The following is a 19,164-nucleotide window of genomic DNA, read 5'->3' as shown; positions in this document are numbered from 1 at the left end:
TTTTGTTTTGTTGCTAGGGACTGCGCTTTGATCTGCGCCAGGTCGCGACAAAAACAATTAGAGCGATCACGGTAATCAGGATCTCAACCTTGAAAGTCCAATGGTTGAGAAAAGACAATATCCAATGAGAGTGCGTCGCTTGCACTACAACCAGCGGATGCGTTGCGTCGGAGAACGGCCAGAGCCACGCAACCTCACCCGTGATCGAATCCAATAACATGTGAACCAACCCGCCCGCGCCCAGGAAGGCCAGAAAGGTTCCGATTTGTAGACGCCATTGTCGGATCAGGAGACCTAAAAGCAGAATGCTCGCCCAGATGATTGGTCGGTGTGTCAGGTAGGAAAGATGATGGTGCCCGCGATCATCGATAAGATAAAACCAGAATATGTCTATATCTGGCGCCACGGCTCCGATCATCGCAGCTGCAAATGCAAGCTTGCCCAGATTCGGCGCAGTCGTTCGGAAGATCAAGTAGGCGCCTGGTAAATGTCCTATAAACATTAGACCTCGCCGGTCTCGTGCTTCAGTCGCTGCTGCGCGATTTCTTCATTGTGCAGGGCCTTCTGCTGATCGGCCATGCAACCTTTGACAAAATTCAGATGGTCCTCGACCGCCCGGCGCGCCCCCTTTGGGTCGCGGTCTTGTAGGGCGACGTTGATGGCGCGGTGCTGATCCAGAATGGCATCGCGGGTGGTGCGCTGCTGGAACATGATCCGGCGGTTGTAGAATACGCCCTGTCGCAGCAGATCGAACATCGACCGCATCATGTGCAGCATCACCACGTTATGGCTGGCTTCGATGATGGCCATGTGAAACTGGGCGTCCAGATGCGCCTCTTCTTCGGCAGCGTTACGCGCGTGGGCAGTTTCCATCTTGTCTAGTATGGTCTGCACCACTTTCAGATCGCTGTCCGATCCCATCCGCGCGGCGCGCTCGGCGGCTAGCCCCTCCATATCGCGCCGGAACGAAAGATAGTCGAACACCGCCTCGTCGTGATTGCCGAACAACCGGATCAAAGCGGGCGAGAAGGCCGAGCCCAGAACCTCGGCCACATAGATGCCTGACCCGGCCTTGGCGGTCAGCAATCCCTGATCCTGCAGATCAGCGATCGCCTCGCGCAGCGAAGGGCGCGACACGCCCATTCGCTCGGCCAGTTCCCTTTCCGAGGGTAGGCGCTCGCCGGGGCGCAGGATGCCGCGCAAGATCAACAACTCAATCTGGCGCACCACAGCCAGAGACAGTTTTTCGGTCTGAACTTTTTGAAAAGGCATCCGGCTAACATCTGAAATTGGTCAACTCACTTGACCACGATTACGGGGCGCGTTCAAGTCGCTCACAGAGGCTGAAATATTGGGTCAGTATTATTGACATAAGAGGTGCATTGCCTAGTCTGCGACCTAAGGGCGGAGGAGGCCCGCAACGATGGATCAGCTCTACGCCACCCGCGCATCCCGAATGAAAGCATCCGAAATCCGCGAATTGCTGAAGCTTCTGGGCGAGCCCGGTATCATTTCGTTCGCAGGTGGCATCCCTGACCCGAACCTGTTCCCGGCTGAGGCCTTTGCCGAGGCGTTCCAGAACGCGCTAGGCCCGGATCAACAGGCTCAGGCCTTGCAATACTCTGTCAGCGAGGGCTATGCGCCCTTGCGCCATTGGCTGGTTGGCTACATGCGCGGGATAGGTGTGGAGTGCGACATCGATAACATCCTGATCACCTCCGGTTCTCAGCAGGCGCTGGATTATCTGGGTAAGCTGTTTCTATCGCCGGGCGATACCGCGCTGGTCGGCTGGCCCACCTATCTGGGCGCGCTGAATGCCTTTGACGCTTATGAGCCGCGCTTCGACCAGCTCAGTGTCAACGGCAATCGTGGCGCGGCTGAGTACCGAGAAGCGGCGGATGGCAGTCCGATCAAGTTCGCTTATCTCTCCGCTGATTTCGCCAACCCGACGGGTGAGACCGTCGACCTGCGGGGCAGGGAAGCGCTGTTGGATCTGGCCGAGGAATTAGACTGTGCTGTGATCGAGGATGGGGCCTATCAGGCGCTGCGCTATGATGGCGACCCGATCCCCCCAATCATGGCGCTGGAACAGGCCCGCAAAGGCTCGATTGAGGCCTGCCGAACGATCTATTGCGGCAGCTTTTCGAAAACCCTGTCGCCCGGATTGCGCGTCGGTTGGGTCGTGGCTGCCAAACCGGTAATATCGCAACTGGTGTTGTTGAAGCAGGCCGCTGATCTGCATTCCTCGACCATCAACCAGATGGCTGTGTATCAGGTGGCGCGGGATTGTTTCGAAAGCCACGTTCCGATGTTGCGCCGCACCTATGCCGCCCGCCGCGATGCGATGTTGGAGGCGTTGGCCCAGCATATGCCCGATGGTGTGGAATGGACCCGGCCCGAGGGCGGCATGTTCGTCTGGGTCACCTTGCCCAAAGGGGTGAACGGGGCTGACCTGCTGGCCCGGGCGCTTGAAACCGTCAAGTTGGCCTTTGTCCCGGGTCAGGCGTTCTACCCTGATGACACCGGTGCCAACACGATCCGGCTGAGCTTTTCCAATTCCGATGAGGATACGATCCGCGAAGGTATTCGCCGGTTGGGAGAAGTGGTGCGCGCCTAATCCGGGAAAGGATTCATTAACCATATTGCCGCAAGAACGGCGGTATGATCCGTCTGCTTGCCGTCCTGCTGCTGGCTGCCTGTTCGGGCGGCACGCCTTATTTTCGCGAGTTGCCCGCGACGCGCATCTCGGTAAATGGCAGCGTGTTTGACGTCCGCGTCCGCGACGAACTGGCCGAAGCCGTCCGCATAAACCCGCAATACGCGCCGCGCCTGGGTCTGATCCGCGACCGCGCCGCGCTGGCGATGGCGCAGGTCTCGGGCTGTCCGCTTCTGGACGTTCTGGGCGATGCGGCGGTCACTGTGGGCGTTCTGGGCTGCGACCAGGAATTGGGGGAAAAGCTGATTTTCGGAGCGCTCCTTCGCCGTCCTTATGAATGCGTCGATTATGGCTATTACGAAGATTACGGATATCAGGTCTTCGAATGCTCGCCGTATTGAGATACGCGAAACCCTGCGTAGTCTTGCCAAGATATTGTGGATAACTCGGTCAATCATCCCATATCCTGCGCAATCACGTTGACACCTCCCCCATCCGTTGCGCAGACTTCCTAACCATAGGAATCACACCAAGAGCAGCCATTGCGCTTTAGCAAACTCAAACTGACCGGCTTCAAAAGCTTCGTGGACCCGACCGATCTGATCATCGCGGACGGGTTGACCGGAGTCGTCGGTCCCAATGGCTGTGGCAAATCCAACCTTCTTGAAGCTCTGCGCTGGGTGATGGGCGAAAACCGCCCCAAATCCATGCGCGGCGGGGCGATGGAGGATGTGATCTTTGCGGGCGCGGCGACCCGGCCCGCAAGGAACTTTGCCGAGGTGGTCCTGACCATGGATAACTCGGAACGTCTGGCGCCATCCGGCTTCAATGACAGTGACCAGTTGGAGATTGTCCGCCGCATCACCCGCGACGTGGGCAGCGCCTATAAGACCAACGGCAAGGATGTCCGCGCCCGCGACGTGCAGATGCTGTTCGCCGACGCTTCGACCGGGGCGCATTCGCCTGCGCTGGTGGGGCAGAACCGCATTGCTGAGCTGATCAACGCCAAGCCTCGCGCGCGCCGCCGCATTCTGGAAGAGGCTGCGGGCATCTCAGGCCTCTATCAACGTCGCCACGAGGCCGAGCTGAAACTCAAAGGCACAGAGGCTAATCTGACTCGCGTCGATGACGTGCTGGAACAGTTGGGCGGCCAGTTGGCGCAACTCGCCCGTCAGGCCCGTCAGGCCGCGCGCTATCGCGAGATTGGCGAACAGCTGCGTCAAGCCGAAGGGATGCTGCTCTATCGTCGCTGGAAAGAGGCCGACATGGCCCGCCAACAGGCCGAGGAAAAGCTGCGCGACCGGATCACTGAAGCCTCCCGCGCCGAGGCTGCCGCCCGCGAATCTGCCGCCAAACGTGCGGAGATCGAGGAAACCCTACCACCCCTGCGCGAGGAAGAGGCCATCGCCGCCGCCGTCCTGCAGCGGCAGCAGGTGCAACGCGATCAACTCTCGGATCAGGAAACCCGTGCGCGCCAGACGATCGAGACGCTGACCAACCGGATCCAGCAATTGGGCAACGACATCGAACGCGAATCCGGTCTGAACCGCGATGCGGGTGAGATGATCGAACGGCTGGAATGGGAGGCCCGCGAGCTGGCCAAAGCCGCTGATGGCTATGACGAAAAGGTCGCCGAAGCAGCAGAAGTTGCGCGCGAGGCCGCGTCAGTACTGCAGGACCGCGAAGATCACCTGTCGCAGGAAACCGAGGACATGGCTCGTCTGGTAGCCCGCCACCAATCGGCACAGCGACTGGTCGAGGATAGCCGCAAAACCCTGGCCCGCTCGGAAGGCGAAGAGGAAAAGGCTCGCGCCGCCGTGGACGAGGCCAAATCCGCCCTGTCCCGCGCCAGCGAGGCATTCGCGACTGCGCAAGAGGGCGAGGAAGAAGCCCGCGAAGCTGCCGAGGCTGCGGAAGAAGCGCTGGCCGCTGCTGACGAGCTGCGCAACGACACGCAGGCCCGTGAAGCCGAGGCGCGCGCGCAACGCTCCGAGGCCGAAGGTGAGCTGGGCGCGATCCGCGCCGAGACCACCGCGCTCGCCAAACTGGTCGAGCGTGACACCGCTGAGGGCGGGCAGGTGCTGGATTTGTTGCGTGTGAAAACGGGCTATGAAAAAGCGCTAGGGGCAGCACTGGCCGACGATCTGCGTGCTCCGTTGGTCGAAGGTGACGGGCCTTCAGGTTGGGTGCAGGTGGCGGGATATGACAGCGATCAACCCTTGCCGGACGGAGCAGAGCCTCTGGCCTTGCATCTGTCCGGTCCCGATCGTCTTAGCCGCCGGATCGCACAAATCGGTCTGGTCGATGCGGATCAGGGCGCGCGGTTGCAGGCCTCACTGAAACCCGGCCAGCGCCTGGTCTCGCGCTCGGGCGATTTATGGCGCTGGGACGGGTTCCGTGCCTGGGCCGAGGATGCGCCAAGCGCTGCGGCTCTGCGTTTGGAACAGCTCAACAAGCTAGAGGCCCTGAAACAGGAACTCACCCGCACCGAGGCGCAAGCTGACGGTGCCCGCGCCGCGCACGAAGCCCTTTCACAGCAACTGGCCGACGTCACCGAAGCCGACCGCCGCGCCCGCGAGGCCCGTCGCGCTGCCGATCAGCGCATGGCGGAAACAGCGCGGATGCTCAGCCGGGCCGAGGCGGATCGTAATTTGGCGCAGGGTAAGCTGGAAACGCTGACACTGGCTGTTGACCGCCATAAGGAAGATGCAATGTCTGCCCGCGCGCAACTGCGCGAGGCTGAGGGCGCGCTAACCGGACTGGGCGACCTCGACAGCGCCCGCGCGCAGGTCGAAGACATCAAACAAACAGTCGAGGCGGCACGGATCACCATGCTGACCCACCGCTCGTCCCATGATGAGCTGCGCCGTGAAGGTGAGGCCCGGACTCGGCGATCGCAGGAGGTCACCAAGGACCTCAGCGGTTGGCGGCACCGTTTGGAGACGGCCGAAAAGCGGATTTCCGAACTGGCCGAACGTAAAGAAAGCTCGGAAGAGGAACTCTCAGACGCCATGGCCGCCCCCGGCGAAATCGCCGAGGCGCGCGAGGAACTGAACGAGTTGATCGAGACCGCCGAGGCCCGCCGGGCCGAAGCCGCCGATAAGCTGGCGGGAGCCGAGACAGCGCAGCGTGAGGTGGTTCTTGCTGAGCGCGAAGCCGAACGTCTGGCCTCCGAAGCGCGCGAGACCCGTGCGGCGGCAGAGGCGCGTTGTGATGCGGCCAAGGAGAGCGTGGTCGCAGCGGCGGAGCGGATTGCCGAGGATCAACAGCTGACGCCAAACCAGTTGCTGAATCAACTCGACACAAACCCCGATCAGATGCCCGCCGCCGACGCGCTGGAGGCCGAGGTCAACCGTCACAAACGCCAGCGTGATGCGATGGGCGCGGTGAACTTGCGGGCCGAAGAGGACAGTAAGGAAGTTCAGGAAGAATTCGACACGCTGAACGGCGAAAAGGCCGATCTGGAAGAGGCGATCAAGGCCCTGCGCAGCGGCATCGCCAGCCTCAACCGCGAGGGTCGCGAACGCCTGCTGACCGCGTTTGAACAGGTGAACTCGAACTTCGCGATGCTGTTCAAGCATCTCTTCGGCGGCGGTGAAGCCAATCTGGTCATGGTCGAAAGCGACGATCCGCTGGACGCGGGGCTGGAAATCATGTGCCAGCCGCCGGGCAAAAAGCTCTCGACCCTCAGCCTGCTGTCGGGTGGGGAGCAGACCTTGACCGCAACCGCGCTGATCTTCGGCGTCTTCCTCGCCAACCCGGCCCCGATCTGCGTTCTGGACGAGGTCGACGCGCCGCTGGATGACGCCAACGTCACCCGCTTCTGCGACTTGCTGGACGAAATGTGCCGCCAGACCGATACGCGCTTCCTGATCATCACCCACCACGCGGTGACCATGGCGCGGATGGACCGGCTGTTCGGCGTGACGATGCAGGAACAGGGCGTCAGTCAGCTGGTCTCGGTCGATCTGAAAAAGGCCGAGCAGATGGTCGCCTGAACGATCACCGCAACGTTATGAGCCATCGCCCGCGTATCAGGTTAGGCTGGCATCATGATCCGATACTTCATTCTCGCATTGCTGGCGGCCAATCCCCTCTGGGCTGCCGACTGGCCCACCAAGCCCGGCGACATCCCATTGTCGCCTCAGGAACTTGAGGCGCTGGCAGGTCGTACACTAACTTTCTACGACGACGGCCAGTCCAAATTTTCGGCCGGAGGGGCCTATTCCTACACCTACGCCAGCGGGGATACTGCCTTTGGTAGGTATTCCATCGCCCAGGATGGCAGCGTCTGCATCGCCTATCGCAACGGATTCAGCCGTTGCGATCTGTATGTTCGCAGTGGGGAACGGTTGATCCTGATCGACGAGAAAGGTGACCGCTATCCGATCAAGAGCGAGTAATTGATCTGTTTTTGTCAGCCAAAGCGACATATCGATAGAAATTATGATCGCATAGAGTGAATAACGGGATAATTTTTAGCTGTTGAAGTTGTAGAATGCTCCAGATCAATAGATTTTATGGGGTTCACAAAATGTGCCGTTTTTTAGCTTGGGTTGGGGAGCAGCGATATCTGGATGAGTTGATTCAAGAGCAGGAGCAATCGCTGGTCATTCAAAGCCGCAATGCATTGATAGGGAAGACACCGATCAATGCCGATGGGTTTGGACTGGCCTGGTATTCTGATCGCGAAACGCCTTGTTTCTACAAGGACACTCATCCCGCGTGGTCCGATGCAAATCTCAAGCAACTGGCACATCACACGCGATCACGACTATTTCTGGCCCATGTGCGAGCATCGACTGGCACCGCGACTTCGCGTAACAATTGCCACCCGTTCGGTGTTGGCAAATGGAGCTTCATGCATAATGGCCAAGCTGGTGGGCATGACCAAATCCGGCAAGAGCTCGACTCAATGATCCCGGCACATTTGTACGGGCACCGAATGGGTGCCACGGAAAGCGAGGCGATCTTTCTGATTGCTCATGGTGAAGGTCTGGATTCAAACCCGATCGGCGCAATGGCACGGGCCGTAGGGCGGGTGGAAGCGCTGTCCCGACAATGCGGGTCGTTGCCCTATATGCGGTTTGCGGCGTGCTGGTCAGATGGCAAGCGTGTATTTGCGGCGCGCTATGCGTCTGACCGTTATGCACCCAGTTTGCATTACCGGGCCTCTGAAGACGGGATAGTGATATCTTCCGAGCCGCTTGATGCAGACAGTGACGGCTGGGTTGAAGTACAACCCAATACCGCCATCGTCACAGAAGGCTCTGTGGTATCGATCCATGCGTTTGATCCGTCAGTGAAACGTGAACCGGCAAAGGTCGCCTAGGCGCTGATCCTCATAGCTGGTTCAACAGCTGTGTCGTTGGCCAGGCATCGGCCGGTAGACCTAGTCGTACCTGTTCGGCCTGCACCGCTGCGCGTGTTCCGGCCCCAAGTATGCCGTCGATCTTGCCCACGTCGTGCCCCCGCGCCTGCAATTTTGTCTGCAACTGCTTCATCTGAGCGCCGGTCAGCCCCGGCGTTGGGTTGCCTGCGTCGTAGATCTGCGCGCCTTCCAGCCGTGTGCCGAAATAGGCGGCCGTCAGGACGTAAACGAAGCTCTGGTTCCATTCGAAATAAACATCGAAATTCGGGTAAGCCAGAAAGGCGGGGCCCTTGTGCCCTTGTGGCAGGATCAGCGAGGCGGGCAGGTCGCTCAAAGACCCACTGCGCGCCTGTACGCCCATCGCCTGCCACTCGGACACCGGGCGGGGCTTGCCGGGGCCTGATAGTGACCAGTCCATCTGCGCGGGCACTGTGACCTCCTGCAGCCATGGCTGACCCGGTTGCCAACCCAGGTGTGACAGCATCTTGGCCCCGGACATCAGTGCATCCGGCGCCGAGGTTTTTAGCGAAACCTTGCCATCTCCGTCCCCATCCACGCCGTTTTCCAGAATGTCGCGCGGCAGCATCTGCACCATGCCAATCTCGCCTGCCCATGCGCCGGTGGTGCGGGTCGGGTCGAAATTGCCTTGTTGATACAGCTCGATGGCAGCGAAGATTTGCGGCCGAAACAACTCGGGGCGGCGGCAATCATGGGCAAGCGTCACCAGCGCGTTGCGGGTGTTGAAATCGCCCTGAAACGACCCGTAGTCGGTCTCAAACGCCCAGAACGCCAGCAGCACACCGCGTGAGACGCCGTATTCACGCTCGATCCGGTCAAATACGGCATTGTACTTCCCTGACATGGCCTTGCCTCGGTCGATCCGGTTTTGTGAAATCAGGCGGCGCGAGAAGTCGATGAATGGTTTCTGAAACACACCCTGCGCTCGGTCGGCCTTCAGCACCGCTCCGTCCTGCTGCACGCCTTTGAAAAAGCTGTTGACGGTGGATTTGTCAAAACCCTGCTGAATAGCTTCGGCTTTCAGCCCTTTGACGAAGGCATTGAACCCACCGCCGCATTGGGCAAGGGCGGGCGAGGCGAAGAGGGCGGCGGCAATAAGGCCGGAAAAGAAACGCATAAGGCTGATCCGTCAGAATATGAAGTTGAACCCAACCCACACCGACACGAGCCCAAGCGCAAGCCCCCAAACCTGCCAGAGCATGTTGGATGCGCCAAAAACCTCTGCCGCGTCGATATCTTGCCGGGCATTCCCGTTCACCCAGGCGAGATCCCGCATCTGCCCGTCATAGCTGCGCGGCCCGGCCAGCGCGATATCCAGTGCGCGCGCCATCGCGGCCTCGGGCCAGCCTGCGTTGGGTGAGATATGGCGGCTTGCATCCTCTATCATTTCTCCCCAGCGCGACCATTGGCCGGACAGCGCCACGATCAATACAAACGTCAGGCGTGCCGGGACAAGGTTCAGCAGATCGTCCAGCCGCGCCGCTGCCCAACCGAAGGCGCGGTACTTGTCGTTGCGATAGCCGATCATACTGTCGGCGGTGTTGACGACCTTGTAGACCAGCAGCCCCGGCAGACCCCCGACTAGAAACCAGAAGGCTGGGGCAATCACCCCGTCGCTCAGGTTTTCGGCTGCGCTTTCGATGGCCGAGCGCGCCACCTGCGCCTCGGTCATGTCCCGTGTATCACGCGAGACGATCTTGGCGACCTGCGCGCGTCCTTCGGCAAGCGAGGTCAATAGGCCTTCGCCAACTGCGCGAACATGGGTGATCAGGGACTTCTGTGCCAGAAGGATGGCGCAGACCACAATCTCGGCAATTGGACCAAGCAGCGCCAGCAACCGGCCAAGGATGAGTGCCGCCACAACCAGGATGAGAACCGTCGCAACCCCTTTGAGGCGGCGATACGCCCCATGGTTCAGCCGGTTGTCTAGCCAGCCAATCGCGTTGCCCATCAACACGGCAGGGTGGCGAATCCGCGACCACAGCCAATCCGGCTCACCCAGTGCTGCGTCCAGACACATGGCGCAGACCAATAGAAACGCGGTGCTCATAGCGCTGCTTCCAAACGGGCCCAGCCGTCTGCTGGCGGTAATCCAAGGCGCAGGTAGGTTCTGGAATAGGGGAATATACGGCTCCAGATATGCGCCCGTGCCAGCCGGTCCTGCCATGCGGTGGCATCGTCTACGTCATAGAGGCGGAACAGGCTGGTCCCACCGATCAACCGCGCACCTTGGGCCGTTACAAGCTGATCCAGCCGGGTTGCGTCATTTGCCAGACGCTTGCAGGTTTCATCGGCCCATTTTACATCGCGCAGCGCTTGCGTACCGATCCGCAGCGCCGGGCCGGAAACCGCCCAGGGTCCGGTCAGGTCATTCAATCGTGCAATCAGATCGGGATGGCCGATCGCAAAACCCAGCCGCAACCCGGCCAGCCCCCAAAACTTGCCGAAACTCTTCAACACCACGATGCCGGGCCGTTCAGCCAGATGGATCAGCGAAGCGTCGGGGGTGACGTCACAGAAGCTTTCGTCAATCACAGTCAGCAGGGCGTCGACATCCGTCTCTTGCCAGATGCGCCCATCGGGATTGTTGGGGTGCACGATGACGCGCGCCTCGGCGGGGCCGGTCTCGTGCACCGTCCAGCCCTGCGCGGTGAACGCGGCGGCATGTTCGTTATAGGTTGGCATCGTGATCTGCACTCGGCCCGCTTGGGCCAGCGCGGGCAAGCGGGCAATCACCGCTGAAGCGCCGGGAGAGGGCAGAATCTCGGCCCCATCCGGCACGTTCCAAAACACCCGCGCCGCGTCCGACAGGCGTTCAAACGCGCCATGATCGGGCAGTTCCATCCAGTCCGACGGCTGCAGGCCCGAGACCAGATAAGTGTGCGGGTTGATCCCCGTTGACAGGTCGATCCAGTCCGTGCGAACGCCCCCGAACCGGGCCATCGCGCCATCCAGACCCCCGCCATGATCGCGTGCGGCCCGAGGGTTCAATCTGTCATTCTGTCCAACCATCAGCCCCAGCCGGAATCGCCTATTTCGTACGCTTCAAGCGGATTTTTGCCGCTCATACAAGCGAATCCGCCAGTTCATGGCCCTGTGCGGGCGCTGTTAACACTTTGTTAATGAAATCGCGTGATCACGGACAACAGGGGTCGGCACTACTCACCCATATCACGTGCCGAGGTTGTTGCAAATGAAAGTACTGATTGTTGAGAGTAACCCCGATCTAGGTCGGGTCTGGCAACGGCATCTGCAAAGGCAGGAGGCCGAGGTCACTTTGGTTGAGACGCAAGAGGCTGCAATATTGGCGCTCTATGGCACAGCCTTCGATATCATCGTGTTGGATCTGGTTCTGGAAACCGGCAGCGCCTTGGCGGTTGCCGATTTTGCAAGCTATCGCAGGCCCGAGGCGCGGGTGATCTTTGTTACCAACACCACATTCTTCTCGGACGGGTCCATCTTTGCCCATAGTGCGAATGCCTGCGCCTATGTGCAAAGCTCGACCCCGCCCGAGGATCTGGCGGCCATGGTCGAGCACTACGCCGCCGGGCGCTGATCCCGTCCATGGGGTTCTGAATAATCCAGATCTGGGTTCACCGGAATGATCCGATGCGGATTGATGCTATCGTGGCTGTAGTGATAGTGACGGACAATGTGGTTCATGTTCACCGTCTCGGCCACGCCGGGCCACTGATACAGTTCACGCGTATAGGCCCAGAGGTTCGGGTAATCCACCAGGCGCCGCTTGTTGCATTTAAAATGCAGGTGATAGACCGGATCGAACCGGATCAGCGTGGTGAACAAGCGCCAATCGGCCTCGGTCACGCGGTCACCCATCAGATAGCGGTTGCATGACAGACGATCCTCAAGCCAATCCAGCGTGTCGAACAGAGGGTCAATGGCCGCGTCATACGCCTCTTGCGAGGTGGCGAAGCCGCATTTGTACACCCCATTATTAACATCGGAATAGATGCGCGCGTTGACCTCTTCGATCTCGTCCCGCATCGCCTCGGGCCAGTAGTCGTCCGTGTTGCCGGTGATCCCGTTGAAAGCCGAATTGAACATGCGGATTATTTCCGAGCTTTCGTTCGAGACGATGGTCTTTTCCACTTTGTCCCACAGGATCGGCACCGTCACGCGGCCTGAATAGTTGGGGTCGGCTCGGGTGTAGATCTGATGGGCAAAGTCATGTCCGAACAGTTTGTCTCCTGTCGCTCCATGGTCGTCTGCCTCAAAGGTCCAACCTTTATCCAGCATATCCGGATGTACCACCGAGACCGAGATATGTTCTCGCAACCCCTTCAACTCGCGAAAGATCAGCGTGCGATGCGCCCAGGGGCAGGCGTGAGAGACATACAGATGATATCGCCCGCTCTCCGCCTCGAATCCGCCACGCCCCGAGGGGCCAGGTGCCCCATCGGCCGTGATCCAGTTGCGAAACTGTGCGGCCGAACGTTTGAACGCCCCGCCAGTGGATTTGGTGTCATACCAAGTGTCATGCCAAACGCCGTCGACAAGCAGGCCCATCGTCATTCCTCCGCATTGCGTTTGAGACAAAGATAGGCTGTTGCGGCTCAGGTTCCTATTTCACCGCGCGCGCAACTGACCTGCATCCGCGCACAGTGTCATCGGGACACCTGCGCAACAGATCGTAAATCTCGGGTCCAAGTGAGACAGTTCACTGGATTTTTACACAAGCTGGTCCACAATAAAGAAAGTTCTGGGGGAAGTTTATTATGAGTACCTATGTTTCTAAGGAAATTCGCGCTGAATTGGATGCCGCCCGAATCGCTACATTGAAGAAATCCAGCCGTTTGCGGGTGGAGTTTGGCGACAATAGCTTCAAAATTCTCACATTGTGGAAGGATGGTTTCACCGTCGAGGCCGAAACCACGCCGCGCTTGCGTGGGCTCGTCGATATATATGACGGTGCCAATTACATGTATCAGTGCCTGATCATCGCAGATGAAGAAGCGGTGGGCGAGATGCGCTATGAGTTCAAGCGCAGCACTGTGGCAGCCGACAAGGCCCCGCTGGATTTCTACCGCGCGCCGGATGCACCTATCGCACTGCTTGAAAACCGCGACTGACACGCTCACCGATTGACCTGTGGCACTGAAGCGCCGTCGGCGCTCGGAGCTGCAATGGTGTCACAAGATTTTCAGGTATCGGGCCGGACGATTAGTCGTGGGCCGTCAGGGTTAGGTGCACAGGGTCCAAACCATCGATGCCGCCTTCGATTCGGTCTCCGGCGACCACGGGCCCGACCCCAGCGGGTGTGCCGGTCAAGATCAGATCGCCGGGGCGCAAATGATAGAAACCCGAGAGATGGCAGATCAGTTCATCAATCTTCCAGACCAGCTCGGACAATGTGGCGTCCTGTTTCACCTGCCCATTGACGCTGAGATAGATGCGCTTGTCATGCGATGGGCTCCAGTGATCCGCGCGGGTCAGCGGGGCGAAGACCGCGCCGCTTTCCACATCCTTGCCCAGATCCCAGGGACGCTGTTTGTTGCGCTCTCGGATCTGCAGGTCGCGGCGCGTCATGTCCAAAGCGCACCCGTAGCCAAAGATCGCCGCGTGGGCCTGTGCAGCCGTGGCCTGGAAGACCGGTTTGCCGATTGCAACGGCCAGTTCCATTTCGTGATGATAATTCTCGGTTCCCGCAGGATAAGGCTCATATGCACCTGTCAAAACCGCGTTGGGCGCGGATTTGGTGAAATAGAATGGCGCCCGACGGTCCACCTCATGACCCATTTCGGCGGCGTGGGCGGCATAATTGCGACCCACGCAGAAAATCCGCCCGATCGGATAGGTCGCCTGCTCCCCCTGTACCGGGATGCTCGGGATGTCCGGAAGTGCAAAAAGTTGATTGGGCATGATGTGGCTCCGTTCGTTCTCGGACGGGGATTATTGCAAATCGCCAAAGGCGCGTTTGAGGCGGGCGCAAGCCTCTTCCACCCGCGCGCGTTGCGTGGCCAGATTGAACCGCTCGAAGGTTTCTCCTCCGGTGCCGAAGCCGGGACCTGAAGATGTCGCGATCCGCGCATCTTCGCGCAGGCGGCGGACAAATTCATCATGGCTCATCCCGGTGCCAGAGAAATCGACCCAGGCCAGATAGGTCGCCTGCAGCGGCATCGACCACAGGCCCGGAACCTCGGCGATGGTTGCGTCGAACAGTTTTCTGTTGGCATCCAGATGGGCGACCTGTTCATCGACCCATTTCGCCCCTTCCGGAGAATAAGCGGCGGTGATCATCGCCACCCCCAGCGCACTTGGATCATAGTCCAGAGTGGTGATCCGGTGTCGCATCTCGGCCCGCAGCTTGGCGTCGGGAATGATCATGTTACCGGTGCGCTGGCCCGCGATATTGAATGTCTTCGACGCCGCGGTCAGAGTCACGGTCCAGGGACGCGCATCCGGGGCGGCCACATCCATCGGCACGAAGGTATTGCCCGGATAAACCAGATCGTGGTGAATCTCATCCGAAACCAGGATCAGTCCGTTACGTTCTGCAAAAGCTGCTACCGCACGCAGCTCATCCGGCGTCCAAACCCGACCCGAAGGGTTCTGCGGCGAGCACCACAACAGCAGTTTTTCCGAACCGTCCAACCGCGACTGCGCATCGTCCAGATCAAGCGCATAGCTGTTGCCGTCACGTACTAGAGGGCATTCAACCACGCGACGGCCAGATTTATTCACCTTATGGGCAAACTCATGATAAACGGGCGTGAATATAACGACGCCATCACCCGGCTCGCTCCAGACATCCAGACACAGGGCAATCGCATTGCCCAGACCCTGTGAGGTCAGCACCCAATCGGTATCGATCTCCCAATTGTGGCGGGTCCTCATCCACCACTGGATCGCGTTCAGATACTCCGGGTGCATCCACGAATAACCAAACGCGCCATGATCGGCGGCCTTGCGTACTGCTTCGATCACGCAAGGGGCGGTGGCATAGTCGGAATCAGCCGTCCACATGGCCAGCCCATCCTCGGGCGAGACGCCATAGAGCTGCTCCATCTTGTCCCATTTTGAAGAGTTGGTGCCCCGGCGGTCGATCAGGTCGTTGAAAGTCATGTCATCTCCATCTGTCGAGGCGAAAGCTAACCACAAATCCATCAGGTGCAAGGGGGCCGTTGCGGTGGCGGGCGCGATGGCCTAAATCAGCCTCATGAAACGCAATATCCTGATCCATCCCGATCCCCGCCTGAAAAAGGTCTGCGCACCGGTGGCCGACATCACCGACGACCTGCGCAAACTGGCCGATGACATGCTGGAGACGATGTATGACGCGCCCGGCATCGGCCTTGCTGCGCCTCAAATTGGCGTGCTGGATCGGCTGATCGTGATCGATTGCGTGAAGGAAGAAGGCGAAGCGCCGCGCCCGCTGGTGATGTTCAACCCCGAGGTTATCGCGTCGTCAGACGAGACCAATGTCTACGAAGAAGGCTGCCTGTCGATCCCCGAGCAATATGCCGAAGTGACCCGTCCTAAGACTGTGGATGTCACCTGGCTGGATCGCGACGGCAATCTGCAGCAGGAAACCTTTGATGATCTCTGGGCGACCTGTGTTCAGCACGAGATCGACCATTTGAACGGCAAGCTGTTCATCGATTATCTTAAGCCGCTCAAGCGGCAGATGATCACCCGCAAAATGCAGAAGCTCAAGCGCGAAAAGGCCCGCACATGACCGTGCGGACCTGCCTGCCATGGCCCGATAAACGCCTGCGCACCAAGGCCGGGGATGTTGTCGAGATCACCGATGACATCCGCGCCATCTGGGACGACATGATCGACACGATGGAGGCGATGCCGGGTGTCGGTCTCGCCGCGACACAGATCGGGGTGATGCTGCGCCTGGCAGTCGTGGATGGCTCAACCCAGCGGGGCAAAGCCGTGCGGCTGGCCAATCCCGAGATCCTGCACAGCTCGGTCGAGCTGCGCGAGCATGACGAGGCCAGCCCGAACCTGCCCGGCGTGTCCGCCAAGGTGAAACGCCCCCGCGCGGTAACGGTGAAATTCCTAAACGAACAGGGCCAGATCGACCGCCGCGATTTCGTCGGCATCGAAGCCACCAGCGTACAGCACCAGATCGACCACCTGAACGGGCGGATGTATTTCGACCGTCTCAGCAAGGTCAAACGCGACATGCTGCTGCGCAAGGCGCGCAAATCCACGTAGGCCGGGCTTCAGCCCGGCACCCCAACACCTTCGGAGCCGACGATGCGCATAATCTTCATGGGAACCCCCGATTTCTCGGTCCCCGTCCTAAACGCACTCGTCAAGGCAGGACACGAAATCGCCGCCGTCTATTGCCAACCGCCACGCCCCGCTGGTCGCGGTAAGAAAGACCGCCCGACTCCGGTCCATGCAAGGGCCGAGGCGCTGGGACTGGAGGTGCGCCATCCGACCTCGCTGAAAACGCCCGAAGAACAGGATAGATTTGCAGCGTTGAACGCTGATGTGGCGGTAGTCGTGGCTTATGGCCTGATCCTGCCACAGCCGATCCTTGATGCACCCACCCACGGCTGCTTGAACATCCACGCCAGCCTGCTGCCGCGCTGGCGCGGGGCCGCCCCGATCCATCGCGCGATCATGGCGGGTGACGCGCAGACCGGTATCTGCATCATGCAGATGGAGGCCGGGCTGGACACAGGGCCCGTTCTGCTGCGCGAAGCCACCGATATCGGGATCGAGGAAACCACGGCCCAGCTGCATGATCTTCTGTCGGACATGGGCGCGGCGCTGATCGTTGAGGCACTGAACAAGCTGCCAAGCCTTACACCTGACCCGCAGCCCGAAGAGGGCGTGACCTACGCCGCCAAGATCGACAAAGCCGAGGCGCGGATCGATTGGTCGGCCCCCGCATCCGAAGTCGACAGAAAAATCCGCGGTCTCTCTCCATTCCCCGGCGCATGGACCGAGGTCGGGGGCGACCGGATCAAACTCCTCGCCTCCCGGCTGGCCGAAGGGCAGGGCACTCCGGGTGAGGTGTTGGACGACCACCTGCGCGTGGCCTGTGGTGAAGGCGCGGTTGAGCTGCTGCGCTTGCAAAGGGCAGGCAAGGGCGCGCAGGATAGGGAAACCTTTCTGCGGGGCTGGCCCATCCCGGCCGGCACCCGCCTGTCATCGGAGTAAGCCTAAATGTTCATGATCATGATGGGCACGGTCGTGATTGCCGGGATTGTTGGCTATCTGTCTGAACAGACCGGCTTTACACATAACGGCTATCTGCAATCGATCATCATCTGCGTGGGCGGGGCATTCCTGTTTTATTTCGTCCGCATCATGTTCGGCATCAGCTTTGGCCCGCCGGGGTTGGACGCGGTACTGTCCTCGATCGGTGCGCTGATCATCGTGCCCACGCATTGGAGGAAATGAGATGCCGATCATCGCCCTGATCATCGTCGGAGCTGCTGCAGGGTTCCTTGCCACCCGCCTGATGCGGATCGAGGCGGATATTCCAACCACCATGCTGATCGGCATTGTCGGCGCTTTGGTGGGCGGGCTGATCCTGCGCACTCTCATCACCGTGATGGGATGGCTCTCAGGGTTTATCGGGGCCGTTCTGGGGGCGCTTTTGGTGATCTGGATCTGGCAGACATATATCCGCCGCTGACCGCTTGACCCGACCGCAATCTGCGACCAATGTCCGGGCAATTATTTGTTGAAAGACCTCTCATGTCGCATGATCTGACCAAAGGTGACGTTGCACTGATGGGGGTGCCGCTGGACCTGCATTCCTCGTTCCTGCAAGGCCCCGCCTTTGCGCCGGGCCGCATCCGCGAGGCGCTGCATTCCGGCGCGGCCAATCTGACCGCCGAAGATGGCACCGATCTGGGCGCAACCGCGCGCTTCAAAGATACCGGCGATCTGGATGTGTTCGAGATGAGGGGGCAGGAACCCATCGACAGGATCGAAGCAGGCGCGGCTACCCGGATCGAAAGCGGCGCGCGGTTGTTGTCACTGGGCGGCGATCATTCGGTTGCGTACCCGCTGATCAAGGCGCATGCGGATCGGTATGAGGGGTTGAATATCCTGCATATCGACAACCACCCTGACCTCTATGACAGTCAGCAGATTGGTCCGCTGGGCCATGGCTGCCCGTTTGCCCGGGTGATGGAGACCGGCAAGATCAACCGTTTGGTGCAGGTTGGCATCCGCACAATGAACGCGCATCAGCAGCAACAGGCCGATAAGTTCGGGGTCGAGGTGATCGACATGCGCAACTGGCACCCCGAGCTTGAGATCAGCTTTGACGGACCGGTTTACCTGTCACTGGACCTAGATGCGCTGGACCCGGCCTTTGCTCCGGGCGTTTCGCATCACGAACCCGGCGGTCTTAGCACGCGTGAGGTGATCGACCTGATCCATCGGTTCAAGGGTCAACTGGTCGGCGCGGATATTGTCGAGTTAAACCCGCATCGCGACCCCTATGGAATGACCGCCATGGTGGCGGCGAAATTCGTCAAAGAGATCGGCGCACGGCTGCTGACGCGCTAGCGCTCATCGCAGATTGCGGCGGTCCCAAGTCTTGGGGCCGCGCTCGTTGTCATGTCGTACCGGTTCGCCTCGGATGCGGTCATCCAGTGCATTTCATCCTCGGATGCGGCATCCAGCGTGAACCAGTAGAAGTCCGGGTCGACGCCGATATCTGCGAAATAATCAAGATACCGGTCATGTTCAGGATGACCTTCGGGCAGTTCCGCGGCCACGTAACCTCCACCACCCCAACTGTGAACCCCCACACAGGCGCCGGGTTCCAGCACCCGCCGGTTACCGGCCAGAAACAGGTCAGTTCCGCCAGAGGCGACCAAACCGTTTGATGGAACGACCGTATTGAACCCTTCCTCGCGCACCACGCGGCTGAAGACCACATTTGAGTCATCATCGACCGAGCCTTCGATATTTTGCAGCACCAGTGTCTTGATCCCGGGGTTTTCGTCCATCACCTCTTCAAATGCGCTGAGCGTTGTGTGGTCGATCGTGCCAGACGCCACGATCTGATCCCCTTCGGTCCTGAATGTGACCGGGGTGTAGTGATCTGCACAAGCCGCCAGCAGCAGCGTTGCCGCAAGAAATGAAAGTCGGGGGGTCATAGCGTTCTCGTGTC

General features: G+C 60.0%; 22 protein-coding genes. 13 read left to right on the top strand and 9 right to left on the bottom strand.

What is annotated here, in order from left to right:
• Window positions 1–13: 13 nt before the first annotated feature.
• A complete protein-coding gene (locus ACR3EJ_RS18355; protein ID WP_170543013.1) occupies window positions 14–502 on the bottom strand; it encodes a metal-dependent hydrolase in 489 nt (162 codons plus the stop codon).
• Window positions 502–1,272 (bottom strand): FCD domain-containing protein, encoded by a 771-nt coding sequence (locus ACR3EJ_RS18350; protein ID WP_170543015.1) that lies wholly within the window; start codon window positions 1,270–1,272, stop codon window positions 502–504. Before ACR3EJ_RS18350 ends, ACR3EJ_RS18355 begins: the two co-directional genes overlap by 1 nt.
• A 151-nt stretch (window positions 1,273–1,423) precedes the next feature.
• Between ACR3EJ_RS18350 and ACR3EJ_RS18345 the strand changes: the two genes are divergently transcribed.
• From ACR3EJ_RS18345 to ACR3EJ_RS18325, 5 genes are all read left to right on the top strand, one after another.
• The gene (locus tag ACR3EJ_RS18345) at window positions 1,424–2,617 is read left to right on the top strand and encodes an aminotransferase-like domain-containing protein (protein ID WP_170543016.1); all 1,194 of its coding nucleotides are present in this window, start codon (window positions 1,424–1,426) and stop codon (window positions 2,615–2,617) included.
• 44 nt (window positions 2,618–2,661) lie between these two features.
• A complete protein-coding gene (locus tag ACR3EJ_RS18340; protein ID WP_170543018.1) occupies window positions 2,662–3,057 on the top strand; it encodes a hypothetical protein in 396 nt (131 codons plus the stop codon).
• Between the two features lie 141 nt (window positions 3,058–3,198).
• Entirely contained in the window at window positions 3,199–6,654 is a 3,456-nt protein-coding gene (locus tag ACR3EJ_RS18335; RefSeq protein ID WP_170543020.1) for an AAA family ATPase, read from the top strand.
• Between the two features lie 54 nt (window positions 6,655–6,708).
• Window positions 6,709–7,059 (top strand): hypothetical protein, encoded by a 351-nt coding sequence (locus ACR3EJ_RS18330; protein ID WP_170543021.1) that lies wholly within the window; start codon window positions 6,709–6,711, stop codon window positions 7,057–7,059.
• A 131-nt stretch (window positions 7,060–7,190) separates the two neighbouring features.
• The gene (locus tag ACR3EJ_RS18325) at window positions 7,191–7,988 is read left to right on the top strand and encodes a class II glutamine amidotransferase (protein WP_170543023.1); all 798 of its coding nucleotides are present in this window, start codon (window positions 7,191–7,193) and stop codon (window positions 7,986–7,988) included.
• A 10-nt stretch (window positions 7,989–7,998) separates the two neighbouring features.
• Here ACR3EJ_RS18325 and ACR3EJ_RS18320 read toward each other — a convergent pair whose 3' ends face one another.
• From ACR3EJ_RS18320 to cobD, 3 genes are read right to left on the bottom strand one after another with little or no spacing between them, the layout of a single operon-like run.
• Window positions 7,999–9,162 (bottom strand): lytic murein transglycosylase, encoded by a 1,164-nt coding sequence (locus ACR3EJ_RS18320; RefSeq protein ID WP_170543025.1) that lies wholly within the window; start codon window positions 9,160–9,162, stop codon window positions 7,999–8,001.
• 12 nt (window positions 9,163–9,174) lie between these two features.
• Window positions 9,175–10,095: an adenosylcobinamide-phosphate synthase CbiB gene (gene cbiB / locus ACR3EJ_RS18315; protein WP_170543027.1), complete on the bottom strand. Its 921-nt coding sequence runs from the start codon at window positions 10,093–10,095 to the stop codon at window positions 9,175–9,177.
• Window positions 10,092–11,057 (bottom strand): threonine-phosphate decarboxylase CobD, encoded by a 966-nt coding sequence (gene cobD, locus ACR3EJ_RS18310; RefSeq protein ID WP_170543029.1) that lies wholly within the window; start codon window positions 11,055–11,057, stop codon window positions 10,092–10,094. The genes cbiB and cobD overlap by 4 nt, the downstream gene beginning before the upstream one ends.
• Window positions 11,058–11,238: 181 nt before the next feature.
• Between cobD and ACR3EJ_RS18305 the strand changes: the two genes are divergently transcribed.
• Entirely contained in the window at window positions 11,239–11,601 is a 363-nt protein-coding gene (locus ACR3EJ_RS18305) for a response regulator transcription factor (protein ID WP_008756687.1), read from the top strand.
• On the opposite strand, the gene ACR3EJ_RS18300 is transcribed toward ACR3EJ_RS18305, so the two are convergent.
• Window positions 11,583–12,572, bottom strand: coding sequence for a glutathione S-transferase family protein (locus ACR3EJ_RS18300; RefSeq protein ID WP_170543031.1), 990 nt, complete (start codon window positions 12,570–12,572; stop codon window positions 11,583–11,585). The two genes, ACR3EJ_RS18305 and ACR3EJ_RS18300, sit on opposite strands and share 19 nt — an antisense overlap.
• A gap of 209 nt (window positions 12,573–12,781) precedes the next feature.
• Here ACR3EJ_RS18300 and ACR3EJ_RS18295 point away from each other — a divergent pair, with 209 nt between their 5' ends.
• Window positions 12,782–13,135 carry a hypothetical protein gene (locus tag ACR3EJ_RS18295; protein ID WP_170543033.1) on the top strand — a complete coding sequence of 118 codons (354 nt, stop codon included), beginning with the start codon at window positions 12,782–12,784 and terminating at the stop codon, window positions 13,133–13,135.
• Between the two features lie 91 nt (window positions 13,136–13,226).
• Here ACR3EJ_RS18295 and ACR3EJ_RS18290 read toward each other — a convergent pair whose 3' ends face one another.
• Complete coding sequence (locus ACR3EJ_RS18290; RefSeq protein ID WP_170543035.1) at window positions 13,227–13,925, bottom strand: fumarylacetoacetate hydrolase family protein; 699 nt, start codon at window positions 13,923–13,925, stop codon at window positions 13,227–13,229.
• 30 nt (window positions 13,926–13,955) lie between these two features.
• Window positions 13,956–15,128 (bottom strand): MalY/PatB family protein, encoded by a 1,173-nt coding sequence (locus ACR3EJ_RS18285; RefSeq protein WP_170543037.1) that lies wholly within the window; start codon window positions 15,126–15,128, stop codon window positions 13,956–13,958.
• Between the two features lie 94 nt (window positions 15,129–15,222).
• On the opposite strand from ACR3EJ_RS18285, the gene def (ACR3EJ_RS18280) reads away from it, so the two are divergent.
• From def (ACR3EJ_RS18280) to speB, 6 genes are all read left to right on the top strand, one after another.
• Complete coding sequence (gene def, locus ACR3EJ_RS18280) at window positions 15,223–15,741, top strand: peptide deformylase (protein WP_039541683.1); 519 nt, start codon at window positions 15,223–15,225, stop codon at window positions 15,739–15,741.
• A complete protein-coding gene (gene def / locus ACR3EJ_RS18275) occupies window positions 15,738–16,232 on the top strand; it encodes a peptide deformylase (RefSeq protein ID WP_170543039.1) in 495 nt (164 codons plus the stop codon). Before def (ACR3EJ_RS18280) ends, def (ACR3EJ_RS18275) begins: the two co-directional genes overlap by 4 nt.
• Before the next feature lie 42 nt (window positions 16,233–16,274).
• Window positions 16,275–17,189, top strand: coding sequence for a methionyl-tRNA formyltransferase (gene fmt / locus ACR3EJ_RS18270; protein ID WP_170543041.1), 915 nt, complete (start codon window positions 16,275–16,277; stop codon window positions 17,187–17,189).
• A gap of 6 nt (window positions 17,190–17,195) precedes the next feature.
• Entirely contained in the window at window positions 17,196–17,432 is a 237-nt protein-coding gene (locus ACR3EJ_RS18265) for a hypothetical protein (protein ID WP_010437665.1), read from the top strand.
• A 1-nt stretch (window position 17,433) separates the two neighbouring features.
• On the top strand, window positions 17,434–17,670 hold the full coding sequence (locus tag ACR3EJ_RS18260) for a GlsB/YeaQ/YmgE family stress response membrane protein (protein ID WP_170475816.1): 237 nt from the start codon (window positions 17,434–17,436) through the stop codon (window positions 17,668–17,670).
• Window positions 17,671–17,732: 62 nt separating this feature from the next.
• Window positions 17,733–18,554, top strand: coding sequence for an agmatinase (speB, locus tag ACR3EJ_RS18255; protein ID WP_170543043.1), 822 nt, complete (start codon window positions 17,733–17,735; stop codon window positions 18,552–18,554).
• Here speB and ACR3EJ_RS18250 read toward each other — a convergent pair.
• Window positions 18,551–19,150 carry a Clp protease/crotonase-like domain-containing protein gene (locus tag ACR3EJ_RS18250; RefSeq protein WP_170475818.1) on the bottom strand — a complete coding sequence of 200 codons (600 nt, stop codon included), beginning with the start codon at window positions 19,148–19,150 and terminating at the stop codon, window positions 18,551–18,553. The genes speB and ACR3EJ_RS18250 overlap by 4 nt on opposite strands.
• Window positions 19,151–19,164: the final 14 nt, after the last annotated feature.

This window comes from Ruegeria sp. AB11 (genome assembly GCF_056536325.1).
This window is presented reverse-complemented; position numbering and strand designations above follow the sequence as displayed.